This window comes from Microbacterium sp. CBA3102, assembly GCF_007954505.1.
In the GTDB taxonomy this organism is placed as follows: Bacteria; Actinomycetota; Actinomycetes; order Actinomycetales; family Microbacteriaceae; genus Microbacterium; species Microbacterium aurugineum.
Window position 1 is genome coordinate 2,972,219 of the sequence record NZ_CP042412.1, and the last position, 21,761, is coordinate 2,993,979.

Genomic DNA, 21,761 nt, shown 5'->3' on the forward strand with positions numbered 1-21,761 from the left:
TTCTCCGCCTCACAGGACGGTGTTAAAGGTTGCTAGTCAGGCCAGTCTATCGGAGCGCGGACCCTCCGCGATCAGCTCGCCTCCTGCAGCACGGGATCGGTGACGTCGTCGACCTTGGCGGAACGGATCGGGTGCCCGGCCGTGGAGAGGCATCGACCGGTCTTCAGGTCCCACTTCCAGTCGTGCATGCTGCAGGTGAGGATCCCGTCCTCGTCGACGGTGCCCGTTCGGGTGAGGTCGGCGCGCAGGTGCGGGCAGCGCCGCTGGACGACCCAGTCGCCGATCTCCGCATCCTCCGTCTGATCCGTCTGCTCCTGATACCAGTTCTCGACGTATTCGATCCGGTCGACCGAGAGGCACTTGAGGAACGTGGTGAGGAACTCGTTGAACTTGCCGCTGCGCCCCACCGAGAACTGCATCGAGAGGAAGATCGAGTTCGACCAGTCGATCTCGTGATCGACGATGTTCGTGGAGACGAGATCTGCGGGGATGGTGTACCAGTACACGCACTCCTCCCCCGCGTACTCGCGGACCTTCGCACGAGGGAAGTCGACGACCATGTCGAGCTCGCCGATGCGGAAGCGCACGCATCCGCCGACGCCCAACCGGATCGTGCGCGACTTCTTCAGCAACGGCTCCCACCAGGTCTTGATGGCCTCGAGCATCTCGGCCGGGGGGATGATCTCGGCACGAGACGCCTCTTCGTCGCGGATCTCCTGCTGCCGGCTCGCGCGCTGCTCCTCGAGGTACTCCCACTTCTCGTCGAAGATGTGAGCGATCTCGGCGTCGGTGTAGAGCGTCTGCTCGGAGGTGACGTTGCCTCCCTCGACCGTGACGACGGTCCCGGGGATGAAGAGCTGACCGTCGTACTGCGGAGCGAGCTCCTTCATGTGCGCGAGGAACTGCTTCTGGTCCGTGAAGATCGATTCGCCGTTCTTGCCCAGACCGTTGAAGTCGAACAGATCGTCGCGCAGGAACATGGGCGGACCGGCCATCGGGAAGACGTGCGGAGCATCGACCTTCTCGATGTAGTACATGGCGCGCTTGTTCTGCGCTTCGCGCTTGAGGCGGGCGAAGTTCTGCTTCGCGTCGAGCGGCAGGTCGTAGACCATGGGCCACCAGATGGCACCGGAGACCTGGGTGAAGTAGGCGTCGGGCGTGCCGAAGTCGAGCAGCTTCTCGAGGTCAAGCGGATGCGAGTCGTTCTGATTGAGCACCGAACCGGTACCGTCGTCGACGCTCAACGAGGAGTCGCCGATCGGTCCGTCGCTGGGAGCGCGCAGCGGCGTGATCATCATCTTGAGGTCGCCGCGCTGGATCACCTGACCTGCCGGAGCGTAGGTGATGTTCGTGTAGCCGAGCGCGCGGATGTCTTTCTCGAGATCATCGGTCGGGTACTCCGGGAGCAGTACCTCGATGTCCTTGCGGATGTAGCGCTCGAGGAGACGCGGATCGAAGTGGTCGCGGTGGCGGTGCGAGATCCAGAGGAAGTCGGCTTCGCGGCCGAATCGCTCCCAATCCAGCCCCCGGTTGTCCGGGAACGGGAACCAGGATCCGTAGAAGGAGGGTCCGAGAACCGGGTCGCAGATGATGTTCCCGCCCACGGTCTCGATGAACATCCCGGCGTGGCCGAGTCCGGTGATCCGCATTGCATTCCTCCCGAAAGTGAACCGTTCGATTGTACCGAGGGCTCCCTGTGCGGCCGGTCGACCGAGCCGGGAGTATTCATCTCACCCCTCGAACAAGCCGCGGATGTCGTCGGCGGTCAGCGATTGTGCGAACAGCGCTTCCTCATCGAGGACGGCGGTGAACAACCGGGCCTTGCGGCGCTGCAGCTCGAGCACCTTCTCTTCGATGGTCCCGGTGGAGATCATCCGGTAGACGAACACCTGACGGTCCTGTCCGATGCGGTGCGTGCGGTCGATCGCCTGCGCCTCCGCCGCGGGATTCCACCACGGGTCGAGGAGGAACACGTAGTCGGCTTCGGTCAGCGTGAGGCCGAATCCCCCTGCCTTCAAGCTGATCAGGAACACCGGCTGCTCCCCGCCGGTGAATCCGTCGACCACCTTCTGGCGATGCCTGGTCGTCCCGTCCAGATGGGCGTAGGGGATTCCCGCGGCATCCAGGCGGGCTGCGGCCAGGTCGAGGAAGGACGTGAACTGACTGAACACCAGGGCCCGGTGGCCCTCGGCCTGGAGCTCGATCACCCGCTCGAGGAGGACGTCGAGCTTGCGCGAACCGATCTTCGCGTCTTCCGGGTCGATGAGACCGGGAGCGAGGCTGAGCATGCGCATCAGGGTGAGCGAGCGGAACACGATGAAGCGGTTGCGATCGAGGTCTTCGAGTAGGCCCAGCACCTTCTGACGTTCCCGCTGCAGCACCGTCTCGTACAGGGCACGGTGGGAGGCACCGAGCTCGACCTCGAGGATCTGCTCCTGCTTCGCAGGGAGTTCCGGAGCGACGATCTCCTTCGTGCGCCGCAGCAGCAACGGGCGTATCCGTCGTCGCAACTGCGCGAGGCGTCGTTGCCGGTACTCGCCGCCCTCCTCGTTCTCCGGCACCTTGCCCTGCTCGATCGGCTGGATGTACCGCTCGCGGAACTTCCGCGCCGACGGGAAGAGTCCGGGCGCCGTGAGCTTCAACAGTGCCCACAGCTCGCTGAGGCTGTTCTCCATCGGGGTTCCGGTGACGGCGAAGGTCACATCGGCCGAGAAGGAGGCGACGGCGCGGTGCAGCTTCGTCGCGGGGTTCTTGAAGAACTGCGCCTCGTCGAGGATGAGCCCCGCCCAATCCACAGCCGCGTACTCGGCCTCGTCGAGCCGGGCGACGGCATAGGTCGTGATCACGAGGTCGGTCTCGCCGAGGTGGTCGACCAACCCGGGACCCTGGGTGCTCGCCCGGAGCAGCACCCGAAGCGAGGGCGTGAATCGAGCGGCCTCGCTCCGCCAGGTGGCCAGCACGGAGGTGGGTACGACGACCAGGAACGGGCGATGCTCCCCCGCCTCCCTGGCGTGTGTGATGAGTGCGAGGAGCTGGAGCGTCTTGCCGAGTCCCATGTCGTCGGCGAGGATTCCTCCCAGGCCGTGGTTCCAGAGGAATGCGAGCCAATCCAGCCCCTCCTTCTGGTACGGCCGCAGCGTGGCGTTCACCGCCGGCGGCACCGGAACCGAGGGCACGGAGGAAGCACGACGCAGAGCGTCGGCGGTGGCGCGCCAGGTGATGGCCGGGAGAGCCTCGTCGGCGAGGTCCTCGAACTCCTCCCAGAGGTCTGTCTGATACCGGCTGATCCGAGGACCCGTCTCCCACTCGTCGAGCGCGCCCGCTTCGTCGATGAGCTCACGCAGGTGATCGAGGGCGCGATGGTTCAGCGAGAAGTAGCTGCCGTCGACGAGGAGGAGCTTCTTCCGACCGGTGCTCAGTGCCGTGAACAGCGGTTCGAACGGGATCGTGCGCCCATCGATCTTGACCAGCACGCCGAGGTCGAACCAGTCCGGATCCGTGCTCTCCACGGTCGACACGGTGATCTCCGGGTCGCCCGTCAGCTCGTGATAGCTCTTGCGCCGACCCGAGACCACGACCGTGACGCCGTGGGCTTCGAGAGCGGGGACGATCCGGGTGACGAACTCGGCTGCCGCGACGTCGTGGAACGAGCCCGCTGCCTGGAGAGCCTCCCCCAGATGCTCGGTCCAGACGTTCTGAAGCGCGTCGCGGTGCGCCGCCTCCGCCGTGGTGTCGCGCACCGCATGGTCGCTGGCGGCGAACGGAACCCGTCCGAATCCTCGATACTCCCACGCGAAGGTATAGGAGACCGTGTCACCCCGACGGAAAGACAGCTCCAGCACGGCATGAGGTGCGGGCAGCGCAGGCAGTTCGACACGGTCTGCGGAGCGCACGGTGATCCGACGCCCGAGCAGCGGATACGCATCCTGGAAGAACGCCGCTTCGTCGCCCGCCGGAACCTCGAGACCCGCCGCGGGACCGATCAGGGCGTGGACGGGCTCGCTGAGCGGCACCTCCGCCAGTGTCACGTGCAGGCGCGTGCCGTGCTGCGCGATCTCGTACACGCCGCTGCGACCGATCGCCCGGACGTCCCGGGGCTCGACCTCGCGGCCGTCGATCGTGATGTCGGGGCGCACCACGAGTCCTCCGTCCTCGGCGCGTCCGATCGTCGCGCCGATGGTGGCCTGCTCCGCCACGGCGACGCTCGTGTTCTTCTGCGTGGCGACGAGCGGTATCCCGAGGTCCGCAGCGGTTCGCAGGTGCCCCCACAGCAGGCCGGATTCGATCAGATCCGCGACCAGCCAGTCACCGGCGGTACCCGACAAGAGAGTGTCCCGGGCGATGCTCAGCAGGTCGGCGAACCACCGTGATCGATCCCGCCCGTACTGCGAAGACGAACGCCGCACCGCGTCCCACGTCGCAGACCCCTGCACCCAGGCATCCGTCGCGGCGCTCCGCTCGAGCGGGCGGATCCCGAGAAGGATCTCCCCCGTGCGCTTCGCCACGTCGCGGGCTGTGGCCGTACGCTGCGGGCGCGAGGCCCAGGGGTTCGCCCCGCGTCCGTCGCGCACCCGCAACTCGACACCGAGCGCGAGGGGCGTCTTCGCGTCGTCACGCGAAGGACCGAGGATCGTACGCCAGTCTGCGTACGGCGGCCCCTCGGATCGGGACGGTTCGAACGGAAGAGCCATGCTTCCATCCTCTCCGCCACCGCCGACAGTACGACGCGTCGGACGGGTCAGGCTGCGCGAGCCACCCGGGCGAGGACGCCGTGCACGAACGCCCCGGAGTCGTCGGTGGAGAACTCCTTCGCGAGTTCGACGGCCTCGTCGATCGCAACCGCAGTCGGCACTTCGTCGTTGTACAGGATCTCCCACACCGCGATCCGGAGCAGCGCGCGATCGACCGCGGGCATGCGCTCCAGCTTCCAGTCCCGACTGTGCGTCGTGATCTGCTCGTCGATCTCGTCGCGGGTGTCGATGATGCCGTCGACGATCTCGCGCGCGTAGAGCCACGAGGCCTCGCGTGCGGGCTCACTCGCGGCACGCTTGGCCTCGGCGGCCAGGGTCACGGCGAGGTCGTCCCCGCGCACATCGGAGGAGAAGAGGATGTCGAGAGCGCGCTTGCGCGCCTTCGTCCGGGCGCTCACGCCTTACTTCTCGCGGCCGAGGTAGTCACCCGTGCGGGTGTCGACCTTGACCTTGGTGCCGGCCTCGACGAACAGCGGCACCTGGATCTCGTAACCGGTCTCGAGCGTGGCGGGCTTGGTGCCTGCCGACGAGCGGTCACCCTGCAGGCCGGGCTCGGTGTAGGTGATCTCCAGGATCACGGAGGCCGGGAGGTCGAGGTACAGGGGGTTGCCGTTGTTCAGGGCGATCGTGACGGCCTGGTTCTCGAGGAGGAAGTTCTTCGCGTCGCCGACCGTGGCGGCCCCGACCGTGATCTGGTCGAAGTCCGTCTGGTCCATGAACACGTACCCGTCGCCGTCCGTGTACAGGTAGGTGTAGTCGCGGCGGTCGACGTTCTCGATCTCGATCTTGGCGCCGGCGTTGTAGGTGCGGTCGACGACCTTCCCCGACACGACGTTCTTCAGCTTGGTGCGCACGAACGCGCCACCCTTGCCGGGCTTCACATGCTGGAACTCGATGACGCTCCAGAGCTGCCCGTCGATGCTGAGGACGACGCCGTTCTTGATGTCTGCGGTAGATGCCATGCGCTGCGAGTTCCGTTCGTGTGTCTGCGGGGTCGGACGAGACCGACAGTCGATTCTACGGGATGAGTGCGGCGAGCTGTCGCACAGCGTCTGCGTAGCCGTCGACGCCACGGCCGGCGACCCGCACGGCCGCCACATCTTCCAGGTAGGAATGGTGGCGGAAGGCCTCACGCGCGAGCACATCGGAGATGTGGACTTCCGCGAACGGCAGCGCCACCCCGGTGAGCGCGTCACGCAGCACCACCGAGGTGTGCGTGAGCCCGCCCGGATTGATCACGATCCCGGCGCAGTCCTCCCGTGCCGCATGGATCGCGTCGACCAGCACGCCCTCGTGGTTGCTCTGCAGCGCCCGGACCTCGAATCCGACCGCGGCTGCGGCCTCGGTGGTGATCCGTTCCACGTCCGCGAGAGTGGCCGTGCCGTACACGTCAGGCTCGCGGGTACCGAGGAGATTCAGGTTCGGCCCGTTGACCAGGAGGATCCGGCGGCTCACTCCCCGACCTCCTGATAGGCGGCGAACAGCAGCGACTCGTCAGGAGCCTGCAGGACGGTGGGCTTCGCGAGGTCGTCGAGGAGGATGAAGCGCAGTATCCCGCCGCGGCTCTTCTTGTCGCGCTGCATGGTGGCGAGCAACTGCGGCCATGCCCCCGCACGGTACGAGGTCGGAAGGCCCAGCGACTCCAGGATCGTCCGGTGCCGCTCGGCAGCGGAGTCGGACAGACGACCCGCGAGCCGCGAGAGCTCGGCGGCGTAGAGCATCCCGACCGAGATCGCGGCGCCGTGCCGCCAGCGGTACCGTTCCGCATGCTCGATCGCGTGTCCGAGCGTGTGCCCGTAGTTGAGGATCTCGCGGAGTCCGGCCTCGCGGAAGTCGTCCGAGACGACCTTCGCCTTCATGTCGATCGCCAGTTCGACCGCGCGGCGGAACTCCTCGGATGTCGTGTCGACGGCGCGGAGCGGATCGGCCTCGATGATGTCCAGGATCTCCGGAGCCCAGATGAATCCGGCCTTGACGACCTCGGCGAATCCTGCGGTCGCCTCGTTGGGACTCAGGCTGGCGAGCTCGTCGAGGTCGCCGACCACGGCGCTCGGCGCCCAGAACGCCCCCACGAGGTTCTTGCCCTCCGCGGTGTTGACACCGGTCTTGCCACCGACCGACGCATCGACGAGGCCCAGTACCGTGGTCGGCACCTGGATCAGCTGCACGCCTCGCAGCCAGGTCGCGGCGACGAACCCGGCGAGGTCGGTCACCGCTCCCCCGCCGTATCCGATGACCGCATCGCTGCGGGTGAAGTCCGCCTGGCCCATCACCTGCCAGCAGAAGGCCGCCACCTCGATCCGTTTGCCCTGCTCGGCATCCGGGATCTCCGCGAGCAGTACCTCGCGCGGACCGTCGGTGGTGTCGGCGAGGAGTCTGTCGCGCAGTTCGGCAGCGCGGGACGCGAGCGTGGGCGGATGCACCACCAGCACCTTGCGGACGCCCGGCGCGAGCGCGGCGGAGACCCGATCCAGGATTCCGCGTCCGATCGTGATGTCGTAGGCGTCGTTCCCCGTGACGCCGATGGTCGTCGTGCTCATCGCTGTTCTCTCCTCCATGTCACGATGTCATCCGCGATCTTCTGCATCGGACGACGTGAGGTGTCGAAGGTGGTCGAGGCGACCTCGGCGTACCACCCCCGGCGTTCCTCGAAGATCTTCTTCCAGCGCTCCACCGGATCCTCATCCCCTGACAGGAGGGGGCGGTTGCTGCCGCGGAGCCTGTCCGCCACTGCGTCTGGGTTCACCGTCAGGAAGACGACCGGATGCGCTTTCAGGAGTTCGCGGGTGGCCGCCTGCGTGACCGCGCCTCCACCGAGGGAGATCACGCCCCCGTCGGCGAGGGCCTGGGCGACCGCGGCGCGTTCGAGCTCCCGGAAGTGCGCCTCTCCGTACTCGGCGAAGATGCCGGAGATCGGACCGTGTTCCGCCACGATGCGTTTGTCCGTGTCGACGAAAGCGACGCCGAGTCGCCGAGCGACGCGGCGTCCGACGCTGGTCTTGCCTGCGGCCATCGGGCCGACCAGCACCAGCGTCAGCGGATCAGCCGCGCTCGTCATGCGCGATGAGCGCCGCCTCGGACGCCGGTGTCGTCCGCAGCCCCGCCGGGATGCCTTCGAGGTAGCCCTCGAGGTTGCGACGGGTCTCGCGGATGCTGTCGCCACCGAACTTCTCGAGCACGGCGTTCGCGAGCTCCACGGCGACCATCGCCTCGGCGACCACTCCGGCGGCGGGCACAGCGCACACGTCGGAGCGCTGGTGGTGAGCGGTGGCGTCGTCACCCGTGGCGGTGTCGATCGTGCGGAGGGCATGCGGAACGGTCGCGATCGGCTTCATCCCGGCGCGGACGCGCAACACGGTTCCGGTGGACATGCCGCCTTCCGTGCCTCCGGCCCTGTCCGAGCCGCGCGTGATGCCGTCCGCGGTGGCGAAGAGCTCATCGTGGGCGGCCGAACCTCGGCGGCGCGTGGTCTCGAAGCCGTCGCCGACCTCGACGCCCTTGATCGCCTGGATGCTCATGAGCGCCTGAGCGAGACGCGCGTCGAGGCGTCGGTCCCAGTGCACGTGGGAGCCGAGTCCCGGAGGAAGGCCGTACGCGAGCACCTCGACGATGCCGCCCAGCGTGTCGCCGTCCTTCTTCGCGTCATCGACCTCGGCCACCATCAGAGCGGAGGTCGCGGTGTCGAAGCACCGGAGCGGATCGGCATCGAGCGCCTCGACATCGTCGGGCGTGGGGAGCGGAGACCCCTCGGGCACCCGCACCGGCCCGATCGACAGGGTGTGGCTGACCAGGCGGATACCGAGCTCACCGAGGAACGATCGGGCGATCGCCCCGAGCGCGACACGCGCAGCCGTCTCCCGAGCACTCGCTCGTTCGAGGATCGGACGCGCCTCGTCGAAGTCGTACTTCTGCATGCCCACGAGGTCGGCGTGCCCCGGACGTGGACGGGTGAGGGGCGCGCTGCGCCCACGGGACTTGTCGGTGAGCTCTACGGGCTCGGGGTTCATGACCTCGATCCACTTCGGCCACTCGGTGTTGCCGATGCGCAGAGCGATCGGGCTGCCGAGGCTCTTGCCGTGCCGCACACCGCCGGAGATGGTCAGCGCGTCCTGCTCGAACTTCATGCGCGAGCCACGGCCATAGCCCAGCTTGCGACGAGCGAGATCGGCCTGGATGGCCTCGGAGGACACAGGGACGCCGGAGGGCAGGCCCTCCATGACGGCGATGAGTTCTGGGCCGTGCGATTCGCCGGCCGTGAGCACGCGGAGCATTGCTCCAGTCTCCCACGGGTTGGCCCCCTCGCCGCGCCGCGTTTCGACGCCGTCCGCTCAGAGCGCGGCGCGCATGGCCGAGACGACCTCTGCTTCGGCGGGCAGCGGGAGCGCCGGATCCCCGTGCCGGAAGATCCGGATCTGGCGCACGGCCTGATGCAGCAGCATCCCCAAGCCGGACACCACCGTGCCGTCGCTCCAGCGGGACGCGAGGGCGGAGGGCCAGGGCGCATAGGCAGCATCGAACAAGGCTCCGCCGGTCTCGGCCAACCCCACCGCGGTTTCGACAGGAAGGGCGGTCGCACTGGGCAAGGTCGAGAGGGTCAGGTCGACCGCGTCGCGCCCGCCGTCGAGGGAGCGTACTTCGACCGGAATACCCAAGCGGTCGCCGAGGGCGACGAGTGCCTTCGCCCGCTCCGGGCGTCGAGCCCGCACCTCCACGTGCTTCACCCCGATCTCGGAGGCGGCGACGAGCGCGGACGCGGCAGTGGCGCCGGCACCGATGATGCGCGCCGTCTCCGCAGCGGTGATCCCCGCCTCCGACAGCGCGTCGATGATCCCGCCGACATCGGTGTTGAAACCGGCGGGCGCCGCCCCGAGCAACAGGGTGTTGACGGCGCCCGTGAGGTCTGCGTGGCGATCCCTCGTCGCAGCGGCGCGGTAGCCCTCCCCCTTCAACGGCATGGTCAGCGACAAACCGCGCCACGTGTCGTCGAGTCCACCGAGTGCGACGGTGAAGGCCTCCGCAGAGACCTGACGCCGTCCGTACTCCCAGTCCAGACCGAGGACCCGATACGCGGCGGCATGCAGGTGAGGGGACTTGGAGTGCGCGATCGGGTCCCCCCAGATCGCGAGTCGCGTGCGCGTCACCGAGTCAGCACCCGGCGTCGGGGTTCGCGCGGCACCATTCGCGCCACTTCTCGATCCCCTGCTCGTGCTCGGCCATGGTCTCGGAGAACTGCGTCTCCCCCGTGCTGAGGTTGATCGTGACGAAGTAGAGCCACGGGCCATCGACGGGGTTCATCGCCGCCGAGATCGCGGCGTCACTCGGGCTCGCGATCGGCGTCGCGGGGAGGCCCTCCCGGACGTATGTGTTCCAGGCGTTGTCGTCTTCCAGCGCTTCCTTGGAACTCGAGACGACGCCCTCGTGCAGCGAGCCGTAGCCGTACTGTGCGGTCGAGTCCATCTGCAGCTTCATATTGATATCGAGACGGTTCTGGATCACGCGCGAGACCTTCGCGAAGTCGTCGAGCCGACCTTCTCGCTGGATGATCGAGGCGATGGTCAGTATGCGCTCCTCGTCACCGGCGGGGAACCCCGCAGCGGCCAGCGATTCGCGGGTGCGATCGACCATGCGCTGGATGACCTGCGTGGCCGTGACCTCGGGATCGAACGTATAGACGGCCGGGAACAACCAGCCTTCGAGGCTCTGTGCTTCCACCCCGTACTGCGAAGGATCCTTGACGGCCGCCTCGAAGTCCGCCAGCGGCAGACCGAGGGTCTCGGCCATGGCAGGGAGGGAGGAGACGATGGTTCCACCTTCAGCGACGGAGACTGTGTTCTCGAGCTTGTTCGCGTCGTCCCGGAGCGCCGCGAGGGCGGCCTCGGCCGTCATCTTCGTCTGCAGCTTGTACACGCCCGGGTAGAAGATCACGGCGATGTTCTCGTCGACGAGGTAGTCGTAGAAGACGCTCTCGGTCTTCGTCACCCCCGCCTCGTACAGTGCGGTCGACACGGGAGAGCCGGTGTCGCCCTCCTTGATCGTGACGAAGGCCTCGCCGGTCGCCAGACCCGGCTCCCAGTCCTTCGAATCGCCCCAGCCCATCGCGTCACTGATCTTCTCGCCGTAGGTGTTCGCCACCCAGACTCCGGCCGCCGCGATACCACCGAAGATCACCAGAACGATGATCAGCGCGATCAAGCACCCCTTGCGGCGCTTCTTCTTCGGCGCGGCGTCGATGTGATCGTCATGGGGGACGAAGAGGTCGTCCAGCCCACCGCCGAGCACAGGCTCCGGTGTCGCCGCGGCACCCGAGGGCGACTCGATCCGGGGCACGGCACGGGTGGGGGTGTCCGCGGCATCCGCCGAGGCACGGACCGGAGTCGGCGAGGGCACCGCACCGGCGGCGGCGACGGCGTCGTCCGCAGAAGCGCGAACCGGCACGGGAGAAGCCTCGGCCGGAGTATCGGCACCGGTGACGGGGCGGGACTCCCCCTCGGCCGCTTCTCTGGCCGCCCGACGCGAGCCCGGAACGGGCGCGCTGTTGTCGACCGTGGGAATCTGCGCGGTCGGCTCGGGCAGGTTCTCGAAGAGATCCCCCAGGCGGGAATCTGCGTCGTGCCGCGGCGTTTCGTTGTCGCGTTCGGACATCGTCAGGCGTGCTCCTCGTCAGGCGAGATGACGGCACCGGCCGGGTTTCCGGTGCTCTTCTCCATATCGATCGCCTGCTGCAGAAGCACCACGGCGGCGACCTGATCCACAATGCTACGAGACTTCTTCTGAGATCTCCCGGAACTGCGCAATGCGGCATGCGCCGTCACGGTGCTCAACCGCTCGTCCACGAGCCGCACCGGAGTGCCGCTGCGCCGGCAGAGCTCGGCGGCGAACTCCCGCGCGTCCGTGGTCGACGCAGTATCCGCACCCTGCATGTTGACCGGCAGACCGACCACGAACTCCAACGGGTCGTACTCGCTCGCGATCTGAAGGATCCGGGCGATCGAGGCCTCGTCGCGAGGCACTGTCTCCACGGGGACGGCCAGCATCCCGTCGGGGTCGCAGCGCGCGACACCGACCCGCGCGCGCCCCACGTCGATGCCGAGCCGCACACCGCGGCGGAAAGTGCTCACGCGCCGCGCAGCTCCTGTGCGATGGCTTCGAGCGCCGCCGGCAGAGCCGCCGTGTCGGCGCCGCCACCTTGCGCGACATCATCGCGCCCGCCACCGCCGCCGCCGAGCACCCCGGCCGCCCGCTTCGCGAGCGCACCGGCCTTCGCTCCCGCCGAGCGTGCCGCGTCATTGGTCGCGACGACGACGACGGGCCGCCCGCCCACGACCGCGCCGAGTGCCACCACAGCGGCATCCGAGCCGAGCCGATCGCGCACGCCGTTGACGAGGTCTCGCACGTCATCCGCCGATGCGACTTCGCCCAGACTCTGCGCGGCCAGTCGGAACGCACCGACGCGCGTCGCGGCGTCGACGATGGCCGGCACCTGTCCGGCTCTCTCCTTCGCCTCGAACTGCGCGATGCGCTTCTCGGCAGCCTTCAGGCTGGCCGTCAGGTCGGCGATCCGCTCCGGCAGCTGCTCACGCGGCGTCTTGAGGGAACTCGTCAGCTGCGACACGATCGCCCGCTCAGCCGCGAGCTCACGGAAAGCATCGGCGCCGACGAGAGCTTCGATACGACGGTTGGAGGCGCCCACCGAGGACTCCCCGACCAGGCTGACCAGCCCGATCTCGGCACTGGTGGTCACGTGCGTCCCGGCGCAGAGTTCCCGCGACCATGGCCCACCGATGTCGACCATGCGCACGACGTCGCCGTACTTCTCGCCGAACAGCGCCATGGCGCCGGCTTCCTTGGCCTCGTCGAGCGAGACGATACGCGTGGTCACCTCCAAGGCGTCCTGCACTGCGCGGTTGGTGATCTCCTCGATCTCGCTGCGCGTATCGGTCGAGAGCGCCTGCGACCAGGCGAAGTCGAAGCGCATGTAGCCGGCACGATTCAAAGAACCGGCCTGCGTCGCCGTCGGACCGAGGGTGTCACGGAGCGCGGCGTGCACGAGGTGCGTGGCCGAGTGCGCCTGGCGGGCTGCACGGCGGTTCGCCGCGTCCACCACCGACGTCGCGACGTCGTCGACGGCCACACTTCCGCGCGTGACTTCGACGGTGTGGCTGATGAGTCCGGGGACCGGCTTCTGAACGTCGAGCACTTCGAGCGCGTAGCCCGGGCCGACGATCGTGCCCTTGTCGGCCACCTGACCACCGGACTCGGCATACAGCGTCGTCTCGGCGAGCACGACCTCGGCGATCTGCCCTTCGGATGCGCTGCGCACAGGCACTCCGTCGACGAGGAGGCCGAGCACGCGGGACTCGACCTCGAGCGCGGTGTATCCGTCGAAACCGGTCTCGCCCAGGGAGCGCAGCTCCCGGTAGACCGATACGTCGGCGAGCTGACGCTTGCGGTTGCGGGCGTCGTCCTTGGCCCGCTGACGCTGCTCCTGCATGAGCGTGTCGAAAGCGGCGCGGTCGACGTCCAGTCCCGCTTCCTCAGCGACTTCGAGCGTGAGGTCGATCGGGAAGCCGTAAGTGTCGTGGAGCAGGAACGCCTCGGGACCGCTGAGCGTCTTCCCCCCGCCCTTCCTGGTCTCGTCGAGGGCGAGATCGAGGATCGTGGAACCGGCCACGAGGGTCCGGCGGAACGTCTCCTCTTCGGCGAACGCCGACGCGGACAGTACGGCCCAGTCCCTCTCGAGTTCCGGATAGGTCGTCTTCATCACATCGCGCGATGCGGCGAACAGCTCGGGGAACACCGGCTCATCGACGCCAAGCAGTCGCATCGAGCGGACCGTGCGGCGCATCAGACGGCGGAGGATGTACCCACGCCCCTCGTTGGATGGACGCACCCCGTCGGACAGAAGCATGAGGGAGGAACGCACATGGTCGGCGACCACGCGGAATCGCACGTCGTCCTCATGCTGCGCACCGTACGGGCGGCCGGAGAGCTCGACGGCGCGATCCAGCACCGGACGCACCTGATCCGACTCGTACATGTTGTCGACGCCCTGTTTGAGGAACGCGACACGCTCGAGTCCCATCCCGGTGTCGATGTTCTTCATCGGCAGCTCGCCGACGATGTCGAACTCCGTCTTGCTGCGGATGTTCTCGATGAAGTCCTGCATGAACACGAGGTTCCAGATCTCCAGGAACCGTGAGTCGTCGACGGCGGGACCGCCGTCCTTCCCGTAGGCCGGCCCGCGGTCGAAGAAGATCTCGGAATCAGGACCGCCGGGTCCGGGCTGCCCTGTGTTCCAGTAGTTGTCCGCGCGCCCGAGGCGCTGGATGCGCTCCGGCTTGAGACCGATGATGTCGCGCCAGATGGCTTCGGCCTCGTCGTCCGTCTCGTAGACGGTGACCCACAGGTCCTTCTCGTCGAAGCCGAGCCCCCCGTCCGACTCGGAACCCGTCAGAAGCTCCCAGGCGTATCGGATCGCGCCTTCTTTGAAGTAGTCGCCGAACGACCAGTTGCCCAGCATCTGGAAGAAGGTGCCGTGACGGGCGGTCCGGCCGACCTCTTCGATGTCGTTGGTGCGAATGCACTTCTGCACGTCGGCGATCCGCGGATGCGGCGCAGGGACGACGCCCGTGAGGTACGGGATCATCGGCACCATGCCGGCGACCGTGAACAGCAGCGACGGGTCGTCGCTGACGAGCGAGGCCGAGGGGACGATGAGGTGGTCGTTCTTCTCGAAGTAGTCGAGGTAACGCTGCGCGATCTCCGCAGTTTTCATAGAGTGCCGGGTGTCCTTGCGTGAAGATGCCGCGCCGGGGCGCTGCTGCGGTGGTTCAGTTGTCGCCCGGCTCCGTGAGCCGTGCCTCCTGCTCGCGGTAGGCGTCGCCGAGGATCGCGGTGAATCCGTTGATCCGGGCGTCGACCTCGGCGAGGATGTCGTGACCACGCGGGTCCTTGTTCATGAAGTGAGCCGCGACGAAGCCGCCGATCACGCCGATCAGGAACCACAGCACGTTCTTCATGTCGTCATCCTTGCCTTTGACCCGCGAAGGCGCGGTGTCACCATCGTATGCGGAAACGACAGGAGGCGTCGGGAATCCCGACGCCTCCTGCCTGATTGCTCTTTCGCTGTATCAGCGAGCTGCGTAGTACTCGACGACGAGCTGCACTTCACAGGTCACGGGGACCTCGGCGCGCTTCGGGCGACGGACAAGACGCGACTGGAGCTTGTCGAGCTCGACCTCGAGGTAGCCGGGAACGGGGGGCAGAACCTCGGCGTGACCGCCGGCTGCTGCCACCTGGAAGGGCTCGGTGCCCTCGCTCTTGGCCTTGACGTGGATGAGCTGACCCGGCTTCACGCGGAAGGACGGGCGGTCGACGAGCTGGCCGTCGACGAGGATGTGACGGTGCACGACGAGCTGACGAGCCTGCGCGGTGGTGCGGGCGAAGCCCGAACGCAGAACCAGAGCGTCGAGACGCATCTCGAGGAGCTCGACCAGGTTCTCACCGGTCAGGCCGTCGTGACGACGGGCCTCGTTGAACGTGTTGCGCATCTGCTTCTCGCGGATGCCGTACTGCTCGCGAAGACGCTGCTTCTCACGCAGACGGACGGCGTAGTCGCTGTCTGCCTTGCGCTTGGTGCGGCCGTGCTCGCCGGGAGCGTAGGGACGCTTCTCGAGGTAGCGGGCGGCCTTCGGGGTGAGCGGGATACCGAGGGCGCGGCTCAGACGAACCTTGCGACGGTCCTGGGACTTCGTGGTCACGAAGCTTTCCTTCCGATGACGTGGTCGCGTCTTTCACGACTCACGGACGTATCGTCCGCGTTCTGCCTTGGAGCGCACGCCGGGGCGCCAGCAAGGTGGGGTGTGAACGAGGAGATGCCCGAAAACTCGGTTTCGAGCCGCTCAAGTCTAACAGATCGCGGTTCCGCAGCTGCGTGGCGGCTCAGCGGTCGCCGAGGATGCGGCGGATGCGCTCGAGTCGCGCGGCGATGTCACGCTCAGCACCGAGATTCTTCGGCTCGTAGTAGTGCTTGCCGTCGAGCTCGTCGGGCAGGTATTGCTGCGGCACCACGCCGTACTCGCTGTCGTGGGAGTACACGTATCCCTTGCCGTGTCCGAGACGCTTCGCTCCCGGATAGTGGGCATCGCGCAGGTGCAGCGGCACCCGTCCGAACCCGCCGGAGCGGATGTCGGCGATCGCCGCGTCGATGCCCACGTAGGCCGCATTGGACTTCGCCGTGGTCGCGAGATACACCGTCGCCTCAGCGAGCGGGATGCGCCCCTCCGGCATGCCGATGAAGGCGACCGCATCTGCCGCCGCGACGGCGATGCCGAGAGCCTGGGGATCGGCGAGGCCCACGTCTTCCGAGGCCGAGATGACAAGACGCCGAGCGATGAAGCGGGGGTCCTCCCCTGCTTCGATCATGCGAGCGAGGTAGTGGAGTGCGGCATCGGGGTCGGATCCTCTGATCGACTTGATGAACGCACTGATGACGTCGTAGTGCTCGTCACCCTGACGGTCGTATCGCAGCAGAGCCTTGTCGACGGCTTGCGCGATGTGGTCGGCGGTGATCTCCGCGGCGCCCGACGACGCATGCGCCGCTGCGGCTCCGTCGTCCGACTCGTCCTCTTCGCCGGTGTCGGCCGCGTGCGAGACGGCGACCGCCGCGCCTGCTTCGAGACCCGTGAGGGCACGCCGGGCATCCCCCGACGCGAGCCGGATCAAGGATGCACGCGCCTCGGGGCTCAGGACCACGGCGCCGTTCAGCCCCCGCGCGTCCGTCACCGCACGATCGACGAGCACCCCGATGTCCTCATCGGTGAGGGGCTGGAGCGTGAGCAGCAAGGAGCGCGAAAGCAGCGGCGAGATCACCGAGAAGGAGGGGTTCTCGGTCGTCGCCGCGATCAGGATGACCCAACCGTTCTCGACACCGGGAAGCAGCGCGTCCTGCTGCGCCTTGGTGAAGCGGTGGATCTCGTCGAGGAAGAGGATCGTCGTCTGCCCGTAGAGATCGCGCTGCGTGATCGCCTCCTGCATCACCTCCCGGACGTCCTTCACACCAGCGGTGATCGCCGAGAGCTCGACGAAGCGGCGCCCTGAGGACCGTGCGATCGCCTGAGCGAGCGTGGTCTTGCCCGTGCCCGGTGGACCCCACAGGATCATCGACACGGCACCCGGCGAGGTCGCCTGCGGGTCGGCGAGGGCCACGATGGGGGAACCGGCTCGCAGAAGATGACGCTGCCCCGCGACCTCATCGAGGGAGACCGGGCGCATGCGCACGGCGAGGGGCGTCTGCCCGGAGAGCAGCGCGGCGGGGGACGTCATCCATCCAGGCTACCGGCGGGCTCGGACACTTCGGGCGACCGCGCGCATCCCGGTAGGCTCTCAGGCGACGTCGTGTCATGACGTCGGGATGGGAGATCGAGGCATGGCCGCACGCGGTTCCAAGAAGGCACAGTCGCGCACGTCAGCCGAGCGCGCACGGCTGCACGCCGCCCGCACGCAGTGGCACGAGGGCCAGATCCGTCGTCGCGTCCGGGACAACACGATCGCCGCGGTCGCCGCGAGCCTCATCGTCGTCGCCGCGATCGGTAGCCAGGTCGTGCATGCACAGGTCACCGCACCCGAGCCGGAACCCACGCCCGCTCCCACCGTGGAACCGACGACCCCTCCCACGGACGCCCCGTCGGAGACTCCCACGCCGCTCCCCTCCGACACCCCGGCCGGATAGCAGGTTCCGCGACCTGATCACTGCTCGGTGACGGCCAAGCGATAGCCGCGCTTGACGACGGTCTGCACCAGATCGATACCGTCGAGCGACTCGCGAAGGCGCGCCACGGCGACCTCCACCGCCCGGCCGCTGCGTTCCCCACCCGGGAGACCTCGGCCGAGTTCGGCGCGCGAGAGGACCCGACCACCTGCGAGGAACAGCGCTTCCATGACGCCCGTGGCCCCACGAGAGAGGGGGATGAACCGCTCGTCGACGACGACACCACCGCTGCGGACCTCGAGGCGGCCCGCGTCGGTGACCAGCGCTGCCGTACCGCTGTCGTAGTGCGCGACCACCCCCCGGGCGAGTGCTGTGACGCTCGATCCCTCCGTGCGCATCACGGTGAGGCCGGCGAGGCGCAGTCGGTCCGCATCTTCCCGATGGAGCGCTCCGAGCAGCAACCTCCCCGAATCCGATCTTCGGCGGATGGCCTCGAGCGCTCCGGTGCTCTCGGCCGTCTCGAGCCAGGGAGCTGTCGGGGCCAGGAACAGCACGGCGTCGATCCCGCCTCGCGCCGCACGTTGGACGACGCTCCGCAGCGAGGCGGACGTCCGCGCGCCCCCTCGCGGCACCGCGACGCGGAACAACGCCGCCCCCGCATCCGTCAACACCCCGATGAGACCTTCCGATCGTCCGTCGGCAACCCCATCGCGCGGGGGCTCCGCAGATCTCGCATCATCCGACACGATGATCCTGCATCCCGCGAGCGGCGGGCGTCGACCGGTCACCGGGGTCATGAGGCAGGACTCCCCACTCGACGAAGCGGCACTCGGCGGGCGCTCCCCTCGCCCGCGCGAGCTTTCCCCGGCTTCCCCTGATGCGGCAGGCCCTTCTCCTGCACGTCCGATGCCACGCGCGGATCGTCCAGCCGCGGCAGATCCTCGGCGACGAGGAGCACCGCTTGTTCGCCGGCGCCGGACGCCGACGCGAGTCCCACCGCAGCCAGACCGGCACGCACGGACCGCAGGTGCTCGGTCCGCACCCCTCGCAACTCGATCCGCGCGTCCGTGATCCGTGCTCGCAATCCGTACCGCTCGGCGAGCTCCCCGATGGCCAGCAGCTCCTTCGGGGTGAGCGTGCCGTCGCGCATCACCGGTGAGACGACGTGCGTTCCGTCCGCCAGGACCCGGCTGTGACCCTCCCTCTGCGCCTCGGGCGCCGCCGTCGCATGCCGGAGATCCCGCTGGACGGCGATCTGCAGGAGAACTCGAGCGATCGCCAGTGTGCATCGCCGACAGCCACGTGCGAAGCCGAAACGGTCGCGGATCGACGTGAACGTCGCCTCGCCGGCTCCAGCCGCGGTAGCAAGGAGGTCCTGCGCGCTCAGGGTGGCGTGATCGCAGATCTCCACCGCATCCGCGCCACCGACCGCCGAGAGCAGGCGTGCGGCGTGAGCGGGCCGCCACGCTTCTCCGACCAGGGCCCGGAGCGCCGCATAACCGCTCGTGTCGCCGACCAGGATCCCCCCGACCACCGTGCGTCCGTCTTCGGAGACCACGAGCTTGCGATAGATCCCCGCCTGGGGATCATCGTGGGTGACGATCTCGACCGCGGATGCCGGCGAGGCGAGCGGATCGCCGAACGTCGCGATGTCGACCCCGGCGACCGCGACGTTCCCGCCTTCGAGGTCGCGCGGGAGACGTGCGTCCCTGCCTCGCACGTGCGCTGCGGCGACGTCAGCCGTGACCCGCACCGCGCCGACGTACCCGGGACCTCGTCCTTCGAGGCGCGCCACCTCTCCGATCGCGAGGATGCTCGGAACCGAGGTCTCACCTCTTTCGTCGACGAGCACGCCCCCTTCAGGATGCACACCGAGACCGGCGTTGCGGGCGAGCTCATCGCGGGCACGCACCCCGACGGTGAACACCACCACGTCGGCGCGTTGGAACGAGCCGTCCTGAAACTCCAGCGAGGCGACCGAGCCCGACTCGTCCGGATCGAGTCGCGTCGTGCGGACGCCCGTGCGCACCGGTATGCCTCGTTTTCGGAAGACGCCCTGCACCACGGCTGAGGCCGACCGATCGAGTTGGCGGGGCATCACGCGGTCCGAGAACTCGATCACCGTCGTGTCGACCCCCAGCTCGCTCAACGCCTCGGCGGCCTGAAGACCGTGCAACCCCGCACCGACCACGGTCCCGCGCAAAGGACGCCCGAGTTGCCGGGACCTCGACCCCACGAACGCTCGGATCGACTCGACGTCTTCGACGGTGCGGAACCCGAAGCACCCGGGAAGGTTCGCGCCGTCCACGGCGACCTTCGCCCCGAAGGAACCGGTCGCCAGCACGAGCGTGTCGTAGGCGTAGGTGCGCCGTGCTCGCGTCCGCACGGTCTGTCCCGAAGGGTCGATCCGGAGAACCCGGTCGTCGCGGATCAGCCGAACCCGGTCGTCGCGGAACACGCTTCGCTCGAGTTGGATCTCCTCCGCACCGACACCCGAGAACACGCGTACCAGCGCCGAGCGGTCGTACGGGCCCGATCCTTCGTCACCGATAACGGTCACCCGCACCGGCGCATCGGGATCGCGGAGCAGCTGTTCGACGAACCGATGGGCTGCGACACCTGCTCCGACGACCAGGATCTCGCTCGCCGCGGGTGCCGTGCCGTTCATCGTGCTCCTGTCGACCGGAAGACTGTCGTCCTGGTGACGATAGGAGCGTCGTGTTTCCCGGAGGTGACGTCGAATGTTTCCTCCGTCGAACTTTCTGCTCACAGAACGGTAACGACGCGGCATCGGGGACGACGGCCTCACCCCCGGTGCTCGGGCGTACTAGGCTGAGCCTCGTCCTTTCCGCCTCCCGCGGCCCTACCGCGCAAGGAGAATCACGTGTCTGCCACCGAGCCTTCGAAGCCGACTCCCCCCGTCCCCGGACCACCCGCCGTGCCGATGCCGCGAAAGGCGCCGACGCCGGCCGCCGTCGCGCCCGTCGCCTCGGTGCCGGCCGCATCGTCGACATCCGCCGAATGGGGCCGCGTCTCCGACGACGGAACCGTCGAGGTCCGCGAAGGCGACGCCTGGCGCGTCGTCGGACAGTACCCCGACGGCACACCGGAGGAGGCTCTCGCCTACTTCGTGCGCAAGTTCGACGACATCGCTTTCAAGGTGCACACGCTCGAACAGCGCCATCAGTCCGGTGGCGCATCGGCCGCCGACCTCGTCAAGCAGGCGGGTCACCTGATCGATGAAGCGACGGATGCCGCCGCGGTCGGCGACCTCGAAGGACTCCGCGACCGCCTGAACGCCCTCACCTCTTCACTGTCCGAGGCCACCGAGCAGGAGGCACAACAGGCCAAGGCGCTCGTCGACCAGGCGATCGCCGAGCGCACCGCCCTGGTGGAGAAGGCGGAGGCGATCGCCGCCCGCGATCTCAGCAAGGTGCAGTGGAAGCAGGTGACCGCCGAGCTCGGGGAACTGTTCGACGCCTGGCAGGCCCAGCAGCAGAACGGCCCTCGTCTGTCGAAGGGCGTTTCGCAGCAGCTGTGGAAGCGTTTCCGAGACGCACGCGCCGTGGTCGACAAGCAGCGCCGGGCCTTCTACTCGGAGCTCGACGATGCGCACAAGCTCGCTCGCGACGCGAAGACACGTCTCGTCGAGCGCGCCGAGGCTCTCGCCCCGCGCGGAACCGACGGCATTCCGGCGTACCGCACTCTGCTCGACGAGTGGAAGGCCGCCGGACGCGCAGGACGCAAGGCGGACGACGCACTCTGGGCCCGGTTCAAGGCTGCAGGCGACGCCCTGTATGCCGCCCGCGCGGAACAATCCGCCGCCGAGGAAGCCGAGTCCGCGCCGAAGATCGAAGCACGCGAAGCTCTCCTCGAAGAGGCCAAGGCTGTCGCTGACGAGTCGAACATCAAGCGCGCTCGCGCCCTTCTCACGCGTATCCAGCGGCAGTGGGACGAGATCGGTCGCATTTTCCCCCGCGAGAAGGAGCGTGCTCTCGACGACAAGCTCCGCACCATCGAGCAGGCGCTCAAGGCCCGCGAGGACGTCGACTGGAAGAAGAACAACCCCGAGACCAAGGCGCGCGCGAACGACATGAGCTCGCAGCTGCTCGAGGCCATCGAGAAGCTCGAGGCCGAGGTGGCCGCAGCCGAGAAGGCCGGTGACAAGAAGGCCGCGAAGGAAGCGACGGACGCCCTCGAGGCTCGTCGCGCCTGGCTGAGCGCTCTCGGGGGCTGATCGGTTTCTCCACAGTTCTCCGCGCCCACGGCGCAGGCGGGGTGCAAGACGTCAGACTGACGTC

19 protein-coding genes are annotated in these 21,761 nt (G+C 68.1%); 2 read left to right on the forward strand and 17 right to left on the reverse strand.

Annotated features, from left to right (window positions below; translation table 11 throughout):
- Window positions 1–71 precede the first annotated feature (71 nt).
- The 15 genes from FGL91_RS14230 to FGL91_RS14300 form a co-directional block, all read right to left on the reverse strand.
- Complete coding sequence (locus FGL91_RS14230; protein ID WP_131491051.1) at window positions 72–1,649, reverse strand: Rieske 2Fe-2S domain-containing protein; 1,578 nt, start codon at window positions 1,647–1,649, stop codon at window positions 72–74.
- 81 nt (window positions 1,650–1,730) lie between these two features.
- Window positions 1,731–4,691 carry a DEAD/DEAH box helicase gene (locus FGL91_RS14235; protein ID WP_153244137.1) on the reverse strand — a complete coding sequence of 987 codons (2,961 nt, stop codon included), beginning with the start codon at window positions 4,689–4,691 and terminating at the stop codon, window positions 1,731–1,733.
- Between the two features lie 47 nt (window positions 4,692–4,738).
- Window positions 4,739–5,149 (reverse strand): transcription antitermination factor NusB, encoded by a 411-nt coding sequence (nusB, locus tag FGL91_RS14240; protein ID WP_047519514.1) that lies wholly within the window; start codon window positions 5,147–5,149, stop codon window positions 4,739–4,741.
- 3 nt (window positions 5,150–5,152) lie between these two features.
- Window positions 5,153–5,713, reverse strand: a complete 561-nt coding sequence (gene efp, locus FGL91_RS14245) for an elongation factor P (RefSeq protein WP_047519512.1) — start codon at window positions 5,711–5,713, stop codon at window positions 5,153–5,155.
- 55 nt (window positions 5,714–5,768) lie between these two features.
- On the reverse strand, window positions 5,769–6,206 hold the full coding sequence (locus tag FGL91_RS14250; protein ID WP_047519510.1) for a type II 3-dehydroquinate dehydratase: 438 nt from the start codon (window positions 6,204–6,206) through the stop codon (window positions 5,769–5,771).
- Window positions 6,203–7,291 carry a 3-dehydroquinate synthase gene (aroB, locus tag FGL91_RS14255; RefSeq protein ID WP_153244138.1) on the reverse strand — a complete coding sequence of 363 codons (1,089 nt, stop codon included), beginning with the start codon at window positions 7,289–7,291 and terminating at the stop codon, window positions 6,203–6,205. Before aroB ends, FGL91_RS14250 begins: the two co-directional genes overlap by 4 nt.
- Window positions 7,288–7,809 carry a shikimate kinase gene (locus tag FGL91_RS14260; RefSeq protein WP_131491054.1) on the reverse strand — a complete coding sequence of 174 codons (522 nt, stop codon included), beginning with the start codon at window positions 7,807–7,809 and terminating at the stop codon, window positions 7,288–7,290. The genes aroB and FGL91_RS14260 overlap by 4 nt, the downstream gene beginning before the upstream one ends.
- On the reverse strand, window positions 7,793–9,022 hold the full coding sequence (aroC, locus tag FGL91_RS14265; RefSeq protein ID WP_131491055.1) for a chorismate synthase: 1,230 nt from the start codon (window positions 9,020–9,022) through the stop codon (window positions 7,793–7,795). The genes FGL91_RS14260 and aroC overlap by 17 nt, the downstream gene beginning before the upstream one ends.
- A gap of 57 nt (window positions 9,023–9,079) precedes the next feature.
- Window positions 9,080–9,892: a shikimate dehydrogenase family protein gene (locus FGL91_RS14270; protein ID WP_153244139.1), complete on the reverse strand. Its 813-nt coding sequence runs from the start codon at window positions 9,890–9,892 to the stop codon at window positions 9,080–9,082.
- Between the two features lie 4 nt (window positions 9,893–9,896).
- Window positions 9,897–11,393 (reverse strand): endolytic transglycosylase MltG, encoded by a 1,497-nt coding sequence (mltG, locus tag FGL91_RS14275; protein WP_153244140.1) that lies wholly within the window; start codon window positions 11,391–11,393, stop codon window positions 9,897–9,899.
- Between the two features lie 2 nt (window positions 11,394–11,395).
- On the reverse strand, window positions 11,396–11,869 hold the full coding sequence (ruvX, locus tag FGL91_RS14280) for a Holliday junction resolvase RuvX (protein WP_047519501.1): 474 nt from the start codon (window positions 11,867–11,869) through the stop codon (window positions 11,396–11,398).
- On the reverse strand, window positions 11,866–14,526 hold the full coding sequence (gene alaS / locus FGL91_RS14285; protein WP_153244141.1) for an alanine--tRNA ligase: 2,661 nt from the start codon (window positions 14,524–14,526) through the stop codon (window positions 11,866–11,868). Before alaS ends, ruvX begins: the two co-directional genes overlap by 4 nt.
- Window positions 14,527–14,581: 55 nt before the next feature.
- A complete protein-coding gene (locus FGL91_RS14290) occupies window positions 14,582–14,770 on the reverse strand; it encodes a hypothetical protein (RefSeq protein WP_017202147.1) in 189 nt (62 codons plus the stop codon).
- Between the two features lie 111 nt (window positions 14,771–14,881).
- Entirely contained in the window at window positions 14,882–15,511 is a 630-nt protein-coding gene (rpsD, locus tag FGL91_RS14295) for a 30S ribosomal protein S4 (RefSeq protein ID WP_047519497.1), read from the reverse strand.
- Between the two features lie 181 nt (window positions 15,512–15,692).
- A complete protein-coding gene (locus tag FGL91_RS14300) occupies window positions 15,693–17,075 on the reverse strand; it encodes a replication-associated recombination protein A (RefSeq protein WP_081996884.1) in 1,383 nt (460 codons plus the stop codon).
- A gap of 103 nt (window positions 17,076–17,178) precedes the next feature.
- Between FGL91_RS14300 and FGL91_RS14305 the strand changes: the two genes are divergently transcribed.
- Window positions 17,179–17,481, forward strand: coding sequence for a hypothetical protein (locus tag FGL91_RS14305; RefSeq protein WP_227991631.1), 303 nt, complete (start codon window positions 17,179–17,181; stop codon window positions 17,479–17,481).
- Between the two features lie 17 nt (window positions 17,482–17,498).
- Here FGL91_RS14305 and FGL91_RS14310 read toward each other — a convergent pair whose 3' ends face one another.
- Both FGL91_RS14310 and FGL91_RS14315 read right to left on the reverse strand, forming a co-directional pair.
- On the reverse strand, window positions 17,499–18,257 hold the full coding sequence (locus tag FGL91_RS14310) for a winged helix-turn-helix domain-containing protein (RefSeq protein ID WP_131491061.1): 759 nt from the start codon (window positions 18,255–18,257) through the stop codon (window positions 17,499–17,501).
- Window positions 18,254–20,128, reverse strand: a complete 1,875-nt coding sequence (locus tag FGL91_RS14315) for an FAD-dependent oxidoreductase (RefSeq protein ID WP_194239230.1) — start codon at window positions 20,126–20,128, stop codon at window positions 18,254–18,256. Before FGL91_RS14315 ends, FGL91_RS14310 begins: the two co-directional genes overlap by 4 nt.
- A 216-nt stretch (window positions 20,129–20,344) precedes the next feature.
- Here FGL91_RS14315 and FGL91_RS14320 point away from each other — a divergent pair, with 216 nt between their 5' ends.
- Complete coding sequence (locus FGL91_RS14320) at window positions 20,345–21,697, forward strand: DUF349 domain-containing protein (protein WP_194239231.1); 1,353 nt, start codon at window positions 20,345–20,347, stop codon at window positions 21,695–21,697.
- The last annotated feature ends 64 nt before the right edge of the window (window positions 21,698–21,761 follow it).

What these genes read in the sequence shown, in the direction of transcription:
- FGL91_RS14300 (WP_081996884.1), bottom strand. Translation starts at nt 17,075, where the DNA reads ATGACGTCCCCCGCCGCGCTGCTCTCCGGGCAGACGCCCCTCGCCGTG.
- aroC (WP_131491055.1), bottom strand. Translation starts at nt 9,022, where the DNA reads ATGCTCCGCGTGCTCACGGCCGGCGAATCGCACGGCCCAGAACTCATC.
- FGL91_RS14230 (WP_131491051.1), bottom strand. Translation starts at nt 1,649, where the DNA reads ATGCGGATCACCGGACTCGGCCACGCCGGGATGTTCATCGAGACCGTG.
- alaS (WP_153244141.1), bottom strand. Translation starts at nt 14,526, where the DNA reads ATGAAAACTGCGGAGATCGCGCAGCGTTACCTCGACTACTTCGAGAAG.
- FGL91_RS14315 (WP_194239230.1), bottom strand. Translation starts at nt 20,128, where the DNA reads ATGAACGGCACGGCACCCGCGGCGAGCGAGATCCTGGTCGTCGGAGCA.
- aroB (WP_153244138.1), bottom strand. Translation starts at nt 7,291, where the DNA reads ATGAGCACGACGACCATCGGCGTCACGGGGAACGACGCCTACGACATC.
- efp (WP_047519512.1), bottom strand. Translation starts at nt 5,713, where the DNA reads ATGGCATCTACCGCAGACATCAAGAACGGCGTCGTCCTCAGCATCGAC.
- FGL91_RS14290 (WP_017202147.1), bottom strand. Translation starts at nt 14,770, where the DNA reads ATGAAGAACGTGCTGTGGTTCCTGATCGGCGTGATCGGCGGCTTCGTC.
- FGL91_RS14235 (WP_153244137.1), bottom strand. Translation starts at nt 4,691, where the DNA reads ATGGCTCTTCCGTTCGAACCGTCCCGATCCGAGGGGCCGCCGTACGCA.
- FGL91_RS14305 (WP_227991631.1), top strand. Translation starts at nt 17,179, where the DNA reads ATGGCCGCACGCGGTTCCAAGAAGGCACAGTCGCGCACGTCAGCCGAG.
- FGL91_RS14310 (WP_131491061.1), bottom strand. Translation starts at nt 18,257, where the DNA reads ATGACCCCGGTGACCGGTCGACGCCCGCCGCTCGCGGGATGCAGGATC.
- FGL91_RS14260 (WP_131491054.1), bottom strand. Translation starts at nt 7,809, where the DNA reads ATGACGAGCGCGGCTGATCCGCTGACGCTGGTGCTGGTCGGCCCGATG.
- mltG (WP_153244140.1), bottom strand. Translation starts at nt 11,393, where the DNA reads ATGTCCGAACGCGACAACGAAACGCCGCGGCACGACGCAGATTCCCGC.